Below are 14,405 nucleotides of genomic sequence, written 5' to 3' on the forward strand. Positions count from 1 at the left end.
GATTCAGCGGCGGTTTTTTTGTTATTCAGTCATCGTTACCCCGGCAACCCGGAGTGTCGGTAAGGCCGGTTCCGGGCTGGCGGACGAGGTTACTGTATCACCGATAACAGAGATTATTTTTATTATTGATCCCGCCGTCCGGTGATGTCACACCGGAACAACCGAGAATACTGTCAAATAATTCATGATGGAAAAACGTCCGTGTCCGGCTGTTTTCTTTCAGATTATCAAACAGGCTCTGATTATTTTTGATGTAGGTATCTGACATCCAGACAATAAATGGTACGCGGAACTGCTCCGGCGGGGCAATATTCCGTGGTGTGCCGTGCAGCCGCATTCCGTCTCTTTCACCCAGGGATTCACCGTGGTCGGAGGTATAAAAGACAATGGCGTTTTTGCCTTTTAATTTCTCCGTCAGTTCATTCAGCAGATGATCCGTATATAAGATTGAATTATCGTAGGCGTTAATTTCTTCCTGCACACTGCATTTGGCGCCCGCATCGGTACATTCCGGCATATATTTGCGGAACTCAGGCGGATAGCGTTTGGAATAAAGATGGTGCGAGCCTTTGGTATGCAAAATAATCAGGTTTTGTCCCTGTTTTTTGCGGGCCAGCACATCATCAACCTCATCCATCAGTAATTCATCACGGATAGCTTTGCCCGGTGTTCTGTTTTGTGCGGTGATCATTTCACGGATCAGATAGTTATCCAGGTCGAGCCGGTTATAGAACCAGACTTCACTTTGCATGGAAAACAGTTCGGAATAAAACCCGTTCTGTTTCATTACCGAGAAGACATTATTTTCAGTGACAGTCCGCTGTTCGTTATCTTTGACACCACCTTCACGCACAAACATACAGCGCAGCGATAATTTGGTGGAGGTATCACAGGATTGGCCTTTAAAGGCGATGACATTTTTATCTGCGGATAATAACGGGGTTGTTTCACGCTCATAACCGAGTAATTGCATATGATCCCAGCGCGCGGTTTCCCCGATCACGAAGACCACATATACGTCGTCATTCTGCGGGGCCGGGGTATAGGTAAATTCTTTGGCCGGATCGAATAAATCAATTTCATTAAAGGTGTCGTCATATTTGACTACGGCATATTGTACCAGCGGCACAATCCAGTTGGTCGGTAAATAAGAGTAGCTCAGTTCACCGCCGTAACTGGACACATCAATCATGCCGTTCAGCTCAATTTTTTTCTGATTGGCATCAGCCAGTTTTAAATAACCGAAAATCAACACCGGAATAACGATAAAGGTAAACAGGGACAGCATCCGGCGCCGTGATGCCGTTTGTATTTTTGTTTTTTTGGCGGACCAGATAAGGAGCAGCGAAGGAACAGAAAGCAGAGAGAACCAGAGATAAAAATGTTCGCCGACAGCTTCCTGCGACAGTTCGACACTGTCAGTTGCCAGGGTGGAGACTAAGATACCGTAACCGATAATCACATCATAAAACATCACATAGTAACTGACTGCGATACTGACCAGAATAATAAGACTGCTGAGAATTTTAAAACTCAGCAGCCCGGTCTGAGCAATCAGTCTGAATAAGAAAAAGCTGAACAAAATATTGGCGAAAATTTCGGCAATCAGATAAACGGAACCATAGTCGCCGCTCAGTAATAACTGATTCTGAGCGCGGGAAAAATAGACGGTGTAGTTCAGAAAAAAGCCCAGAAACAGGGCAAGAATGGCAGAAACAACAAATTCATTTCTTAGTGTATTCAATAACTGACGTATAGGCATCGGGTACATCACTTCATCGCTAAAGGGAGTTAGAGAAGTTATCGGTTACTTGGTTCAATATTTATTCATTAATCATATTCATTTTACCTGATGACACCATGACATTTTTGTCGTCATTAGTGTCGAACCGACAGTTACCTCCGCCTGAAAATCATGTCAATACATTGATAAACAAACGCTTTTGTATATGGCACGAAAAATGCTTAACAAGGGTATCAAACTATATGACTCGTCTGATTTTTCTGGAGGGTGGGGCGAATGAATCGCTTTGTTATTGCCGACCCGCATCTTTGTATCGGATGTAATACCTGTATGGCGGCCTGTTCTGAGACGCATAAACAGCAGGGATTACAAACACATCCGAGATTGAATGTGGTGAAAATCGGGGAACTGACCGCGCCGATGCTTTGTCGTCAGTGTGATGATGCTCCGTGTGCCCGTGTGTGTCCGGTGAATGCCATTACACACGAAAATGACATGATCGTGCTGAATGAAAGTCTGTGCATCGGCTGTAAATTGTGCGGTCTGGTCTGTCCGTTCGGGGCTATCACCCCGTCAGGCAGTAAACCTGTCGATATGCCGGACTTCTTTGAGCAGTATGTGCCGCAGGAGATGCTGCTGGATGTGCCGGACAGCCTGCCGACCATGAATCCGTTCCTGGCATGGAATGCCGGTATCCGTAATATCGCCGTGAAATGCGATTTGTGTGATTTCAGTGAAGACGGCCCGGCGTGTGTAAAAGTGTGCCCGACCGATGCCCTCCATCTCGTTGAAGAGAATAAGCTGGAAAACGAAAGTGCGAAACGCCGTACCGCATCTGTTGATGCGATGCCGCCGGAGTTCGACATCTTCGTCTCAGGACAGGAGAGCCGCAAATGACATCTCTTGAATTACTTTTATGGTCTGTTGCTCTGTATACCGCCGGTGGTTTTATTTCGCTGCTGTTTAAACGGCAGGAGAAAATGGCGGTGTATGTTGCCGGTATCACGGCGATTGCCGGAGGGATACTCGGTTTATTCAGTGCTGTTCCGGTGCTGATGAGCGGCGAAACACTGACGTATTTCGCACAGGGGCCTTTCCCGTTCGCCCATTTTGTTGTCCGCCTCGACAGCCTCGCTGCCTTTATGGTGATGGTGATTTCACTGCTGGTCACGGTCAGCGCGCTCTATTCCCTGAACTATGTACAGGAATATCTGGGCCGCGGCGCGTGGAGCATGGGGTTCTTCCTGAACCTGTTTATCGCCTCCATGGTTGCTCTGGTCGTCATGGATAACGCTTTCTGGTTCATCATTCTGTTTGAAATGATGTCGCTGGCCTCCTGGTTCCTGGTCATTGCGGATCAGGATGACAAGTCCATTCGTGCCGGTCTGCTTTACTTCTTTATTGCCCACGCCGGTTCTGTGCTGATTATGATCGCATTCTTCCTGATGTGGCGCGAAAGCGGCAGTCTGGATTTCGATTCCTTCCGTCAGCTCTCACTATCTCCGGCGATGGCCTCTGTGGTCTTTCTGCTGGGCTTTTTCGGCTTCGGCGCCAAAGCGGGGATGTTACCGCTGCACAGCTGGCTGCCGCAGGCTCACCCGGCCGCACCGTCTCATGCCTCTGCACTGATGTCCGGTGTGATGGTGAAAATCGGTATTTTCGGGATCATCAAAGTCGGTATCGACCTGCTGGGTGCAACCCAGGGCTGGTGGGGTATCGTGGTACTGGGCTTCGGCGCGGTCTCTTCCGTTCTCGGTGTTATGTATGCGCTGGCGGAGCACGATATCAAACGTCTGCTGGCATGGCACACCGTGGAAAACATCGGGATTATCCTGATGGGGGTTGGCGTGGCAATGGTCGGTATGGCGAATGATATGCCGGTGCTGGCAACAATTGGCCTGCTCGGTGCGATTTACCACCTGCTCAACCACGCGGTGTTTAAAGGCCTGCTGTTCCTCGGTGCCGGTGCGGTGATTTACCGTATTCATACCCGTGATATGGAAAAAATGGGCGGCCTCGCCAAACTGATGCCGCTGACCGCAACCGCGTTCTTAATCGGTTGTATGGCGATCTCCGCGTTACCGCCGCTCAACGGCTTTGTCAGTGAGTGGTACACCTATCAGTCACTGTTCTCAATGAGTCATGACGGCACATTCATCATGAAAATCAGTGGTCCTATCGCCATCGTGATGCTGGCGATCACCGGTGCACTGGCAGCGATGTGTTTCGTGAAAGTATACGGTGTCAGCTTCTGCGGCGGTGCGCGCAGTGAAGAGGCCACCCATGCCCGCGAAGTGCCGTGGACAATGACCGCCGCAATGCTGATTCTGGCGGTGGTGTGTGTGCTGCTGGGCGTGGGCGCGAGTGTGATCGCACCGGTGCTGGCGAAAGTGGCGATGTCACTGACGGCAGCGACGGATGTGACTGTTGTGCAGGGCGCGATGCTGGTGCCGGATTCTGCCGCTCAGGCCATGATTTCTCCGGCGATGACATTCCTGTTACTGCTGGCGCTGCCGCTGATCCCGTTCATCATCTATCTGGTCTTCAAAGGCAAACAGATGGGCTTCCGCCGCAAAGGCGACGCCTGGGCATGTGGTTATGCCTGGGAACGCGATATGTCAGTGTCTGCCGGAGGCTTTACCCAGCCGCTGCGCTCAATGTTTGCACCGCTGTACCGCATGCGCAAACAGCTTGATCCGTCAGCCCGTCTGGCTCACGCCTTAGACGTGACCAAAGCCGGGGCCGGAAAAGTCGAGCCATTCTGGGATGAACGCATAATTTATCCGCTGGTGCGCGGTATTAACCGTTTCGCCAAACGCATTCAGTGCCTTCAGGGCGGGGATTTCAGACTTTACTGTCTGTATGTCGTGGCCGCGCTGGTTGTTCTGCTTGTTGTGATTGCGGCGTAAGGAGAGAAACCATGTCGATTCAGGATACACCTACATTGATGACGGGGCTCTTCGCAGTAGTTCAGGCGATTTTCCTGCTGCTGCTGACGCCGCTGTTTACCGGCATCTCCCGTCAGATCCGCGCAAAAATGCACTCCCGTCAGGGGCCGGGCATTATGCAGGATTACCGTGACATCATCAAATTACTGAAACGCCAGTCTGTGGCACCGCGTGATTCCGGATTTATTTTCCGGGTGATGCCGTATGTGCTGCTCGGCAGCATGCTGCTGCTGGCGATGGCGTTGCCGGTTGTGACCACAACGTCACTGTTCAGCGGGGCAGGCGACCTCATCATCATTTTATATATTTTCGCGCTGTTCCGCTTTTTCTTCTCCCTGTCCGGTCTGGACACCGGCAGCCCGTTTGCCGGTATCGGTGCCAGCCGTGAGCTGACCCTCGGTGTACTGGTGGAGCCGATTCTGTTCCTCGGCCTGCTGGTGGTTGCGCTGATTGCCGGTTCGACCAATATCGGCAATATCAGTGCCGTGATGAGTCAGGGCTGGGTATCACCGACCGCAACGCTCCTGGCGATGCTGGCCTGTGGTTTCGCGACCTTTATCGAAATGGGCAAAATCCCGTTCGACGTCGCGGAAGCCGAGCAGGAACTGCAGGAAGGACCGCTGACTGAGTACTCCGGTTCCGGTCTGGCGCTGGTGAAATGGGGGATCGGTCTGAAACAGGTGGTTGTGGCCGTGCTGTTTCTCTCGATTTTCTTCCCGTTCGGCAGTGCATCCGTTCTGACCGCCGGCAGTCTGCTGCTGGCTCTGGTACTGATGCTGGTAAAACTGCTGGTGATTTTCGTTCTGGCATCGCTGGTCGAAAACAGTCTGGCCCGTGGTCGTTTTCTGCTGACGCATCATGTGACCTGGTTAGGATTCGGCGTGGCTGCGCTCGGATTCGTGTTCTATCTCACCGGTCTGTAAGGAGCGATAAAGCATGTTAGAAAATATTGCACTGGCGACCCTGCTGATTCCGTTTGCCGGGGCGTTGCTGGTCAGTGTCCTGCCGACGCGCATGGCACCGTGGCTGAGTACCTTAGTCGCGCTGCTGGCCTCTCTCGGTACGGCGGCACTGGGCTGGCTGTATCTCGACGGCGGTAAGACTGCCGCCACACTGGAACTGGTTCAGGCCGGTGATGTCGCGCTGTTCGGCTTTACCGTTGACGGTGTCAGCACCCTGATCGCGTTTGCGGTGGTGTTCCTCGGTTTCCTGATTTGCCTGTACTCCACCGGCTATCTGACTGAAGGTAACCGCGAGCACGCACACGGGCCGACCCGCCGCTATTATGCCTTCCTGCTGATTTTTATCGGTGCGATGGCGGGCGTGGTTCTGTCATCCACCATTCTGGGTCAGTTACTGTTCTTTGAAATCACCGGCGGCTGTTCATGGGCGCTGATTGGTTACTACCAGACAGAAAAAGCCCAGCGTTCGGCGATGAAAGCGCTGCTGATCACACACGTCGGTTCCCTCGGCCTGTTTATGGCGGCGGCAACGCTGTTTATCAGCACCGGCACGTTTGCCCTGAGCGCGATTAACCAGCTGAATGAGGCACAAAGCCTGATCGTCTTCGGCGGTATCCTGTTTGCGGCATGGGGTAAATCAGCCCAGCTGCCGTTACAGGCCTGGCTGCCGGATGCGATGGAAGCGCCGACACCGGTGAGTGCGTATCTGCACGCCGCGTCCATGGTGAAAGTGGGGGTTTACATCTTTGCCCGCAGCATCATGTCGTCTGATCATGTGCCGGAAATCATCGGCTGGGTCGGTGTGGTGATGGCCGTTATCACGCTGGTGTATGGTTTTATGATGTATCTGCCGCAGAAAGATATGAAACGTCTGCTGGCCTGGTCAACCATCACTCAGCTGGCGTATATCTTCCTCGCGCTGTCTCTGTCCATCTTCGGATCCAAAGAAGCCTTTGACGGCGGTATCGCGTACATCTTTAACCACGCGTTTGCCAAGAGTCTGTTCTTCCTGGTGGCCGGTGCGCTCAGCTACAGCTGCGGAACCCGTATGCTGCCGCGTCTGCGCGGTCTGTCAAAACGCTATCCGCTGCTGGGCGTCGGTTTCTGTGTGGCTGCGCTGGCGATTGCCGGGGTACCGCCGCTTAACGGCTTCTTCAGTAAATTCCCGATCTTCGCGGCAGGTTTCGCGTTATCTGAACAGTTCTGGATCTTTGCGCCAATCATGGTGCTGGTACTGATCGAATCCGTTGCCAGCTTTGCCTGGCTGCTCTACTGGTTCGGCAAAGTCGTGCCGGGTGAACCAAGTGAAGACGTGGCAAACGGAACTCCGGTTCCGGCAGCAATGCAGTGGGTTATCGGCCTGCTGATTGTGATGTCGTTCTGTTCAAGTGTTATCGCCGTCATCTGGCTCGGTTAAGGGAGAGAAAGTATGACTGGTTCTATTATTGTGAACAATCTCGCGGGGCTGATGATGATCACCTCGCTGCTGGTTATCGGGGCGAAGCGCCCGGTGGCGTCCTGCTGGTTCTACGCACTTCAGTCTCTGGTGCTTGTGGCGATTTTTGCCACGCTGTCACAGACACTGGACGCACCGCAACTGGGCATGTGGGCGATCACCGCCTTCGCGACCAAAGTGGTGCTGGTGCCGCTGATTATGGGCTATGCCTTCCGCAAACTGTCTGATCCGACCGCCAACGGCGGCGTGATAAGCCCGGCCTGGCTGATGCTGGCTGCGGCGGTGATTGTGGTGCTGTGCTGGTTTGTGGTCGAACCGGTGAAACTGCCGATGGTGGCGGATCTGAAACCGGCGCTGGCTGTTTCTCTGGGTCACTTTATGCTGGGTTTACTCTGCATCGTGACACAGCGCAACATCCTCAAACAGGCATTCGGTTACTGCCTGATGGAAAACGGATCGCACCTGACACTGGCTCTGCTGGCGTATAAAGCGCCGGAGCTGGTGGAAATCGGTATCGCGACGGACGCCATTTTCGCTGTGATTATCATGGCGGTACTGGCACGTAAAATCTATCGCACGCTCAACACACTGAACGTGGATCAACTGACCGCGCTGAAGGGGTGATGAGATGAGTCAAACCATGTTGTTAACGTTATTAATGGCAACGCCGCTGGTGATTTCACTGCTGGCATTTGCCTGCCGCCTGGCGGGCGGCGGTGCAAAAGGTGTGGTGACGCTGGTGCATACCATCGGTATCTCCCTGATGCTCGTCTTCTCGCTGTGGATGGTTTACACCATCGGTGAGGAAGGTGATCTGCTGATGGCAGACCGCTGGATCCACCTGGACAGCCTGGCCGGGTTATTCCTGGCGATCCTCGGGATCGTCGGTTTCCTGACCGGCCTGTACTCCATCGGCTATATGAACCACGAAGTGGATGATGGTGAAGTCAGTGTGGCAACACTCTGCAACTACTACGGCTTCTTCCATCTGTTCCTGTTCACCATGCTGCTGGTGATCACCAGTAACAACCTGATCCTGATGTGGGCGGCGGTAGAAGCCACCACGCTCAGCTCTGCGTTCCTGGTGGGTATCTACGGACAGCGCTCTTCCCTCGAAGCGGCGTGGAAATACATCATTATCTGTAGTGTCGGTGTGGCGTTCGGTCTGTTCGGCACTATTCTTGTGTATGCGAATGCGGCGAGTGTGATGCCGGATCCGGAACTGGCTATCTTCTGGACTGAAGTGCTGAAACATACCGCACTGCTGGATCCGACCCTGATGCACCTGGCCTTTGTGTTTGTGCTGATTGGTTTCGGAACCAAAACCGGTCTGTTCCCGATGCACGCCTGGCTGCCGGATGCGCACAGTGAAGCGCCGAGCCCGGTCTCCGCGCTGCTGTCTGCGGTTCTGCTGAACTGTGCACTGCTGATTATCATCCGTTACTACATCATTATCACGTCTGCTATCGGCGGGGAATTCACACAGACACTGCTGCTGGTCTTCGGCCTGCTTTCTGTCGCGGTGGCTGCGTTCTTCATCCTTATCCAGCGTGATATGAAACGCCTGCTGGCTTACTCCAGTGTGGAAAACATGGGACTGATTGCGGTGGCGCTGGGTATCGGCGGTCCGCTGGGTGTGCTGGCCGCACTGCTGCACACGCTGAACCACAGCCTGGGGAAAACCCTGCTGTTCTGCGGTTCCGGTAACGTGTTACTGAAGTACGGCACCCGTGATATCACGGTGGTCAAAGGAATGCTGCGCACCATGCCGTTTACGGCAGTTGTCTTTGCGGGCGGCGCGCTGGCACTCGGCGGTATGCCGCCGTTCAACGTGTTCCTGAGTGAGTTTATGACGGTGGTTGCGGGTCTGGCGGCGGATCATTTCTGGCTGACGCTGCTGCTTTTGATCCTGCTCACTATCGTCCTCGGCGGGTTGGTTAGAATGGTATCGAAAACCCTGTTCGGCGCACAGCCTGACTGCGTGTCACGCGGCGAGGCAGGTATCCTGACGACATTGCCGATGGCCATCCTCATTGTACTGATGCTGGTGATGGGCACCCACATTCCGCAGCCGGTCAGCCGTCTGCTCGAAAATGCCGCCACTATTGTCCTGACGGACAGTGCATTACCAGGTACAGAATTAACCACCCCGGACTACCGCTGGCCGTGGGGTGTTGATACAACATCCACATCATCGCAGGAGAAATAAAACGTGAGCTATCAGAATTATACAGATACCCTTCAGGGCGTTCGTAAAGGCGCGGGCTATCTGGCACAGGTCCGCGAGAAATTTCCCCATGCGGTGCTGGAAGAAGAGTGGCAGACTGCCAATCAGCTGACCATCACCATCAAAACAGAGATGCTGCCGGAGGTGGTGGAGTTTCTGTACTACGGTTGCGGCGGCTGGCTGCCGGTGCTGTGGGGTAACGATGAGCGTCCGCTGAACGGACAGTTCGCGGTTTACTATGCACTCTCTATGGAAGAGGGTGAAAAATGCTGGGTCACCGTGAAGGCGTATGTCAGCCCGATCACCCAGGAATTCCCGTCTGTCACACCGCGCGTGCCTGCGGCGGTGTGGGGCGAGCGTGAGATCCGTGATATGTACGGGCTGCGTCCGGTGGGTCTGCCGGACGAACGCCGCCTGGTGCTGCCGGATGACTGGCCGGATGATCTCTACCCGCTGCGCAAAGACACCATGGATTACCGTCAGCGCCCGGCACCGACCACCGATACCGAGACTTACGAGTTTATCAACGACAGCAAAAAAGATGCGCGCGTTGTGCCAATCGGCCCGCTGCACATCACGTCGGATGAACCGGGTCACTTCCGTCTGTTCGTTGACGGGGAGCGGATTGTCGATGCGGACTACCGCATGTTCTACGTCCACCGTGGCATGGAAAAACTGGCGGAAACCCGTATGGGGTATAACGAAGTCACTTTCCTGTCTGACCGCGTGTGCGGTATCTGCGGCTTTACCCACAGCGTGGCGTACACCACATCCGTGGAAAACGCGCTGGGTATCTATGTGCCGCAGCGTGCGCATACCATCCGCAGTGTACTGCTGGAAGTGGAGCGTCTGCACAGCCATCTGCTGAATATCGGGCTCGCCAGCCACTTTACCGGTTTTGATACCGGCTTTATGCAATTCTTCCGTGTGCGTGAAAAATCCATGACCATGGCCGAACTGCTGACCGGTGCGCGTAAAACTTACGGAACCAACCTGATCGGCGGTGTGCGCCGTGATTTCCTCAAAGAGCAGCGGGTGAAAACCATTCAGCTGGTCCGCGAGATGCGCGCGGATGTCACACAACTGGTGGATATGCTGCTGAGCACACCAAATATGGAACAGCGTACGGTCGGCGTCGGTCGTCTTGATCCGCAGATTGCACGTGATTACAGCCCGGTCGGTCCGATGATCCGCGCCAGCGGCTTTAAACGCGACGTTCGTTTTGATCATCCGTTTGCTGATTACGGCAACCTGCCGAAAACATTATTTACCATGGATGGCTGCGATGTTTACTCCCGTGTGATGGTGCGTGTGAAAGAAGTGCTGGATTCACTCGCCATGATCGAATACGCGCTGGATAACATGCCGGAAGGGCCGATTCTGACCGAAGGCTTTACCTATCAGCCGCACAAATTTGCCCTGGGTTACACCGAGGCACCGCGCGGGGAAGATATCCACTGGAGCATGCTGGGGGATAACCAGAAACTGTTCCGCTGGCGCTGCCGTGCCGCCACCTACGCCAACTGGCCGGTGCTGCGCTATATGTTACAGGGCAATACCGTTTCTGATGCGCCGCTGATTATCGGCAGCCTTGACCCGTGCTACTCCTGTACTGACCGCGTCACGCTGGTGGATGTGAAAAAACGCAAAGCGAAAACTGTGGCGTACAAAGAGATCGAGCAGTACAGCATCGATCGCAAACATTCACCGCTGAAATAAGCCGGAGGGAATACCATGTTTAAACTGTTTAAGACCCTCCGCAATGCGGGGACAGCAACGGTCAAATATCCGTTCAAACCACTGGAAGTGGCACACGGGTTCCGCGGTAAGCCGGAATATGTGCCGGAGCAGTGCATCGCCTGCGGTGCCTGTATTTCTGCCTGTCCGGCAAACGCCCTGACGATGGAGACTGACCTGGAAAGCGGTGAGCGCCGCTGGCAGTTATTCCTCGGCCGCTGCATTTATTGCGCGCGCTGCGAGGAAGTGTGTCCGACCCGGGCTATCCATCTGACCGAAGAGTTTGAAACGGCGGTAATGAACAAAGCGGATCTCTATATGAAAGGGACATTCCGCTTACAGCACTGCCGTCAGTGCGGGGAAGCGTTCGCACCGAAAAAATCCGTGGAATATGCGATGGCGCTGATGGTGGCGTCAGGTATTGAAGAGAGCGGAATTGAAGCATTGCGGCCGATGTATGAAACCTGTCCGTCCTGTAAGCAGAAAAATAACCTGCTGAACAATGACCGTCAGAACTTCCGTCTGCATATTGAGGGAGAAAAATCATGAGTTTGCCTGAAATCCCGGTGAACCATCATGTCAGCGAACCGCTGAAGATGGATGAGCAGGTGGCGAAACTGAAAAGCACGCTGCTGAAAGATATCAAACGTTCAGCCTATGTTTACCGTGTGGACTGCGGCGGTTGTAACGGCTGTGAGATTGAGATCTTCTCCGCTATTACCCCGGTATTTGATGCGGAGCGTTTCGGGATCAAAGTGGTGGCATCACCGCGTCACGCGGATATTCTGCTGTTTACCGGCGCGGTGACCCGCGCTATGCGGATGCCGGCACTGCGGGCGTATGAATCCGCCCCTGATCCGAAAATCTGTATCTCTTACGGTGCCTGCGGTTGCGGCGGCGGTATCTTCCATGACCTGTATTGTGTCTGGGGCGGCAGTGAGCATATCGTGCCGATCGATGTCTGGATCCCGGGCTGCCCGCCGACACCGGCAGCAACCATCTACGGTTTTGCCGTGGCGCTGGGTCTGCTGAATCAGAAACTGAAAGGTCAGGATCATGTTGAGGCGGATGATGAGCGTGTGGAACTGCTGCTGCCGTCCGTCCCGCTGGCAACCCGTGTGATGATTGAACGCGAAGCGCGCCGTCAGGCCGGTTATTATCAGGGACGCGAAATCAGTGACCGCTTCCTGACGCTGCTGGAAAACGCCACACCGGAACAGGTGAAAGGCACGATGCAGACCTGGATGGATGAAGAGCAGGATCCGCGTTTGCGCGAAATCGTGAACCGCCTGGTGACCGTATTACAACAAGGAGGCATTCATGCCTGAACAGACACCCGATCATGCAGATACTGACGGAAAAGTGATCTTCTGGTCGCTGAGACAAAAGTTTGTCGACAGTGACGATGATGTGCCGGAAGAGGCTCAGCAGGTGATGTATTACTCACTGGCAATCGGCCACCACGTTGGCATGATCGATTGTCTGAATACGGAATTGATCTGCCCGCTCAGCGGTTATCAGTCCTGGGTGAATGCGCTTCCCGAAGGGGAGGCGCGCCGCAAGTTGCAGGGACTGATTACCTTCGGTGAAATCAATATCGATTCCACGCATACCAATATGCTGGCGCTGGCACTGGATCCGCTGACGAAGGATAACAATCCGGACTTCCGCGAATGGAGTGCCACGCTGATCCGCCTGCTCGGGGAGATTGAGCGTGAACCGGCTATTTACCTGATAGTGAAGCGCCGCCCATGAGTGAAATAACTGCAAAAAATGTGATGCTGGCTGTCGGTAACACCATTATGGGCGATGATGCTGCGGGACCGATGCTGTTTGACCTGATGGAACAAAACCCGGTTGACGGCTGGATTGCCGTTAACGGCGGCAGTGCGCCGGAAAATGTGGCGCATCAGGTGCGGGCGCTGAAACCGGAACGTCTGCTGATTGTTGATGCGGCGGATATCGGCCTGAACCCCGGTGACATCCGTATAATTGATCCGGATGATATCGCAGAGATGTTTATCATGAGCACGCATAACCTGCCGCTCAACTTTCTTATTGATCAACTGAAAGAAGATATCCCGGACGTCATTTTCCTGGGCATTCAGCCGGATCTTGTCGGTTTTTATATGCCGGTTAATGAGAAAGTCACCTGCGCGGTGCAGCAGGTTTATGATGCACTGCCGGGCTGGGACGGTTTTGGCGGATTTACCTTATTTGAAGGTGAAGACGAAGAGTGAGCCTGTTCCTCTGACTATCACTGAAACCGCCGCAGCAATCCGGCGGTTTTTTATGGATAAGGGTTCATAATATCTTCATTAATTCATCTTTACTTCTGAAAACTAAAACCCTAAGGATATAATCAACAAAATAAGACAACAGTGTTATCACAAAAACAAAGTGTATAATATATGAATTAATAAGCCAGTCACTTACCAGAAACTCACTATTTCTATTATGTGAATTTAAAATCCAGACAAAAATACAAATTAAATATGGAAATAAAAAATAGATGATAAATCTAAATTTTGTAGTGATTTTAACATCTGTTTTATATATAAAAAGAATGCTCAAAATAAATAAATAAATTAAAAAATACAAAGATAAAGTGGTTTGAGCGCCTATAACCAAATTAACATTTACAGAATGAGGGTAAAGTCTGAAAAAATATTGATGGACTGTTTCAAAATAAAAAAATGCAGTGCTTAATGAAAGTGAAAAGTATAATATTAATACCTTGTATTTAGTATGCACCTGAAATTACCCCCCCACTTTTAGGATAATGCAGATCAATTAATTTTTCCCGAAAGTTCCAGGGATCCTCTCTGAAAATAATACTTTCCTCAAGTGAACTAAAAACTCCGCCACTGGATTTTAAAATTCTCAAAACTGTTCTCGAACAAGTAAGCCAATCAGCCATACCATGAGAAAAAATAAGCGATTTTATTTTTTCAGCTTGTTCTCTTGGTACTGTAAACTCAATAATTTGTACATCAGGGCCATCCCATAACTGAAATGATAAGTAATCATCCCAGTCAAACTCCGGATAATCAAAAAACTCCCCGGAACTGCGTAGTGTTCGGGGTTCATTTATATTGTCATAGCATTTTTTTGACGGGCAGCCAGAGTATCCTCCTGCGGGGTCATATAAAATAGCATCCTGCCCCTCACCTACAACTAAACCTGTATGCCCGATACCCCAATTATAATTAGAAACTACAAATATTTTCACAGGATCACTAATTAATGATTCTGAATGAACATCAGGAGAAGTAATGATTGGGATGTTGAATCTATTGAAATATACATCATTAATTTTCATTACATACCT

General features: G+C 52.3%; 13 protein-coding genes. 11 read left to right on the forward strand and 2 right to left on the reverse strand.

Annotated features, from left to right (window positions below):
• Positions 1-97: 97 nt before the first annotated feature.
• The gene (gene eptB / locus AAZR23_RS16105; RefSeq protein WP_434693715.1) at positions 98-1,771 is read right to left on the reverse strand and encodes a kdo(2)-lipid A phosphoethanolamine 7''-transferase; all 1,674 of its coding nucleotides are present in this window, start codon (positions 1,769-1,771) and stop codon (positions 98-100) included.
• Between the two features lie 249 nt (positions 1,772-2,020).
• Here eptB and AAZR23_RS16110 point away from each other — a divergent pair, with 249 nt between their 5' ends.
• The 11 genes from AAZR23_RS16110 to hycI are packed head-to-tail and all read left to right on the forward strand — an operon-like array spanning position 2,021 to position 13,314.
• Positions 2,021-2,641 (forward strand): 4Fe-4S dicluster domain-containing protein, encoded by a 621-nt coding sequence (locus AAZR23_RS16110; protein ID WP_112550294.1) that lies wholly within the window; start codon positions 2,021-2,023, stop codon positions 2,639-2,641.
• Positions 2,638-4,653, forward strand: a complete 2,016-nt coding sequence (gene hyfB, locus AAZR23_RS16115; protein WP_434693718.1) for a hydrogenase 4 subunit B — start codon at positions 2,638-2,640, stop codon at positions 4,651-4,653. The genes AAZR23_RS16110 and hyfB overlap by 4 nt, the downstream gene beginning before the upstream one ends.
• A gap of 11 nt (positions 4,654-4,664) precedes the next feature.
• Positions 4,665-5,615, forward strand: a complete 951-nt coding sequence (locus tag AAZR23_RS16120) for a respiratory chain complex I subunit 1 family protein (protein ID WP_434693721.1) — start codon at positions 4,665-4,667, stop codon at positions 5,613-5,615.
• 13 nt (positions 5,616-5,628) lie between these two features.
• Positions 5,629-7,071, forward strand: coding sequence for a hydrogenase 4 subunit D (locus AAZR23_RS16125; RefSeq protein WP_052926659.1), 1,443 nt, complete (start codon positions 5,629-5,631; stop codon positions 7,069-7,071).
• Positions 7,072-7,083: 12 nt separating this feature from the next.
• Positions 7,084-7,734 carry a hydrogenase 4 membrane subunit gene (gene hyfE / locus AAZR23_RS16130; protein ID WP_004235001.1) on the forward strand — a complete coding sequence of 217 codons (651 nt, stop codon included), beginning with the start codon at positions 7,084-7,086 and terminating at the stop codon, positions 7,732-7,734.
• A 4-nt stretch (positions 7,735-7,738) separates the two neighbouring features.
• Complete coding sequence (locus tag AAZR23_RS16135; protein WP_046893085.1) at positions 7,739-9,319, forward strand: hydrogenase 4 subunit F; 1,581 nt, start codon at positions 7,739-7,741, stop codon at positions 9,317-9,319.
• A gap of 3 nt (positions 9,320-9,322) precedes the next feature.
• Positions 9,323-11,056 (forward strand): NADH-quinone oxidoreductase subunit C, encoded by a 1,734-nt coding sequence (locus tag AAZR23_RS16140; RefSeq protein WP_166708591.1) that lies wholly within the window; start codon positions 9,323-9,325, stop codon positions 11,054-11,056.
• Between the two features lie 15 nt (positions 11,057-11,071).
• The gene (gene hyfH / locus AAZR23_RS16145; RefSeq protein WP_046893083.1) at positions 11,072-11,623 is read left to right on the forward strand and encodes a hydrogenase 4 subunit H; all 552 of its coding nucleotides are present in this window, start codon (positions 11,072-11,074) and stop codon (positions 11,621-11,623) included.
• Entirely contained in the window at positions 11,620-12,402 is a 783-nt protein-coding gene (locus AAZR23_RS16150) for an NADH-quinone oxidoreductase subunit B family protein (protein WP_046893082.1), read from the forward strand. Before hyfH ends, AAZR23_RS16150 begins: the two co-directional genes overlap by 4 nt.
• Complete coding sequence (locus tag AAZR23_RS16155; RefSeq protein WP_166708590.1) at positions 12,395-12,829, forward strand: formate hydrogenlyase maturation HycH family protein; 435 nt, start codon at positions 12,395-12,397, stop codon at positions 12,827-12,829. Before AAZR23_RS16150 ends, AAZR23_RS16155 begins: the two co-directional genes overlap by 8 nt.
• The gene (hycI, locus tag AAZR23_RS16160) at positions 12,826-13,314 is read left to right on the forward strand and encodes a hydrogenase maturation peptidase HycI (RefSeq protein WP_434693729.1); all 489 of its coding nucleotides are present in this window, start codon (positions 12,826-12,828) and stop codon (positions 13,312-13,314) included. The genes AAZR23_RS16155 and hycI overlap by 4 nt, the downstream gene beginning before the upstream one ends.
• A 503-nt stretch (positions 13,315-13,817) precedes the next feature.
• Here hycI and AAZR23_RS16165 read toward each other — a convergent pair.
• Positions 13,818-14,396, reverse strand: a complete 579-nt coding sequence (locus AAZR23_RS16165) for a hypothetical protein (RefSeq protein ID WP_208323191.1) — start codon at positions 14,394-14,396, stop codon at positions 13,818-13,820.
• Between the last annotated feature and the right edge of the window lie 9 nt (positions 14,397-14,405).

Source organism: Morganella sp. Je.2.23, from assembly GCF_051129855.1.
Classification (GTDB): Bacteria; Pseudomonadota; Gammaproteobacteria; order Enterobacterales; family Enterobacteriaceae; genus Morganella; species Morganella sibonii.

What these genes read in the sequence shown, in the direction of transcription:
- eptB (WP_434693715.1), bottom strand. Translation starts at nt 1,771, where the DNA reads ATGTACCCGATGCCTATACGTCAGTTATTGAATACACTAAGAAATGAA.
- AAZR23_RS16110 (WP_112550294.1), top strand. Translation starts at nt 2,021, where the DNA reads ATGAATCGCTTTGTTATTGCCGACCCGCATCTTTGTATCGGATGTAAT.
- hyfB (WP_434693718.1), top strand. Translation starts at nt 2,638, where the DNA reads ATGACATCTCTTGAATTACTTTTATGGTCTGTTGCTCTGTATACCGCC.
- AAZR23_RS16120 (WP_434693721.1), top strand. Translation starts at nt 4,665, where the DNA reads ATGTCGATTCAGGATACACCTACATTGATGACGGGGCTCTTCGCAGTA.
- AAZR23_RS16125 (WP_052926659.1), top strand. Translation starts at nt 5,629, where the DNA reads ATGTTAGAAAATATTGCACTGGCGACCCTGCTGATTCCGTTTGCCGGG.
- hyfE (WP_004235001.1), top strand. Translation starts at nt 7,084, where the DNA reads ATGACTGGTTCTATTATTGTGAACAATCTCGCGGGGCTGATGATGATC.
- AAZR23_RS16135 (WP_046893085.1), top strand. Translation starts at nt 7,739, where the DNA reads ATGAGTCAAACCATGTTGTTAACGTTATTAATGGCAACGCCGCTGGTG.
- hyfH (WP_046893083.1), top strand. Translation starts at nt 11,072, where the DNA reads ATGTTTAAACTGTTTAAGACCCTCCGCAATGCGGGGACAGCAACGGTC.
- AAZR23_RS16150 (WP_046893082.1), top strand. Translation starts at nt 11,620, where the DNA reads ATGAGTTTGCCTGAAATCCCGGTGAACCATCATGTCAGCGAACCGCTG.
- AAZR23_RS16155 (WP_166708590.1), top strand. Translation starts at nt 12,395, where the DNA reads ATGCCTGAACAGACACCCGATCATGCAGATACTGACGGAAAAGTGATC.
- hycI (WP_434693729.1), top strand. Translation starts at nt 12,826, where the DNA reads ATGAGTGAAATAACTGCAAAAAATGTGATGCTGGCTGTCGGTAACACC.
- AAZR23_RS16165 (WP_208323191.1), bottom strand. Translation starts at nt 14,396, where the DNA reads ATGAAAATTAATGATGTATATTTCAATAGATTCAACATCCCAATCATT.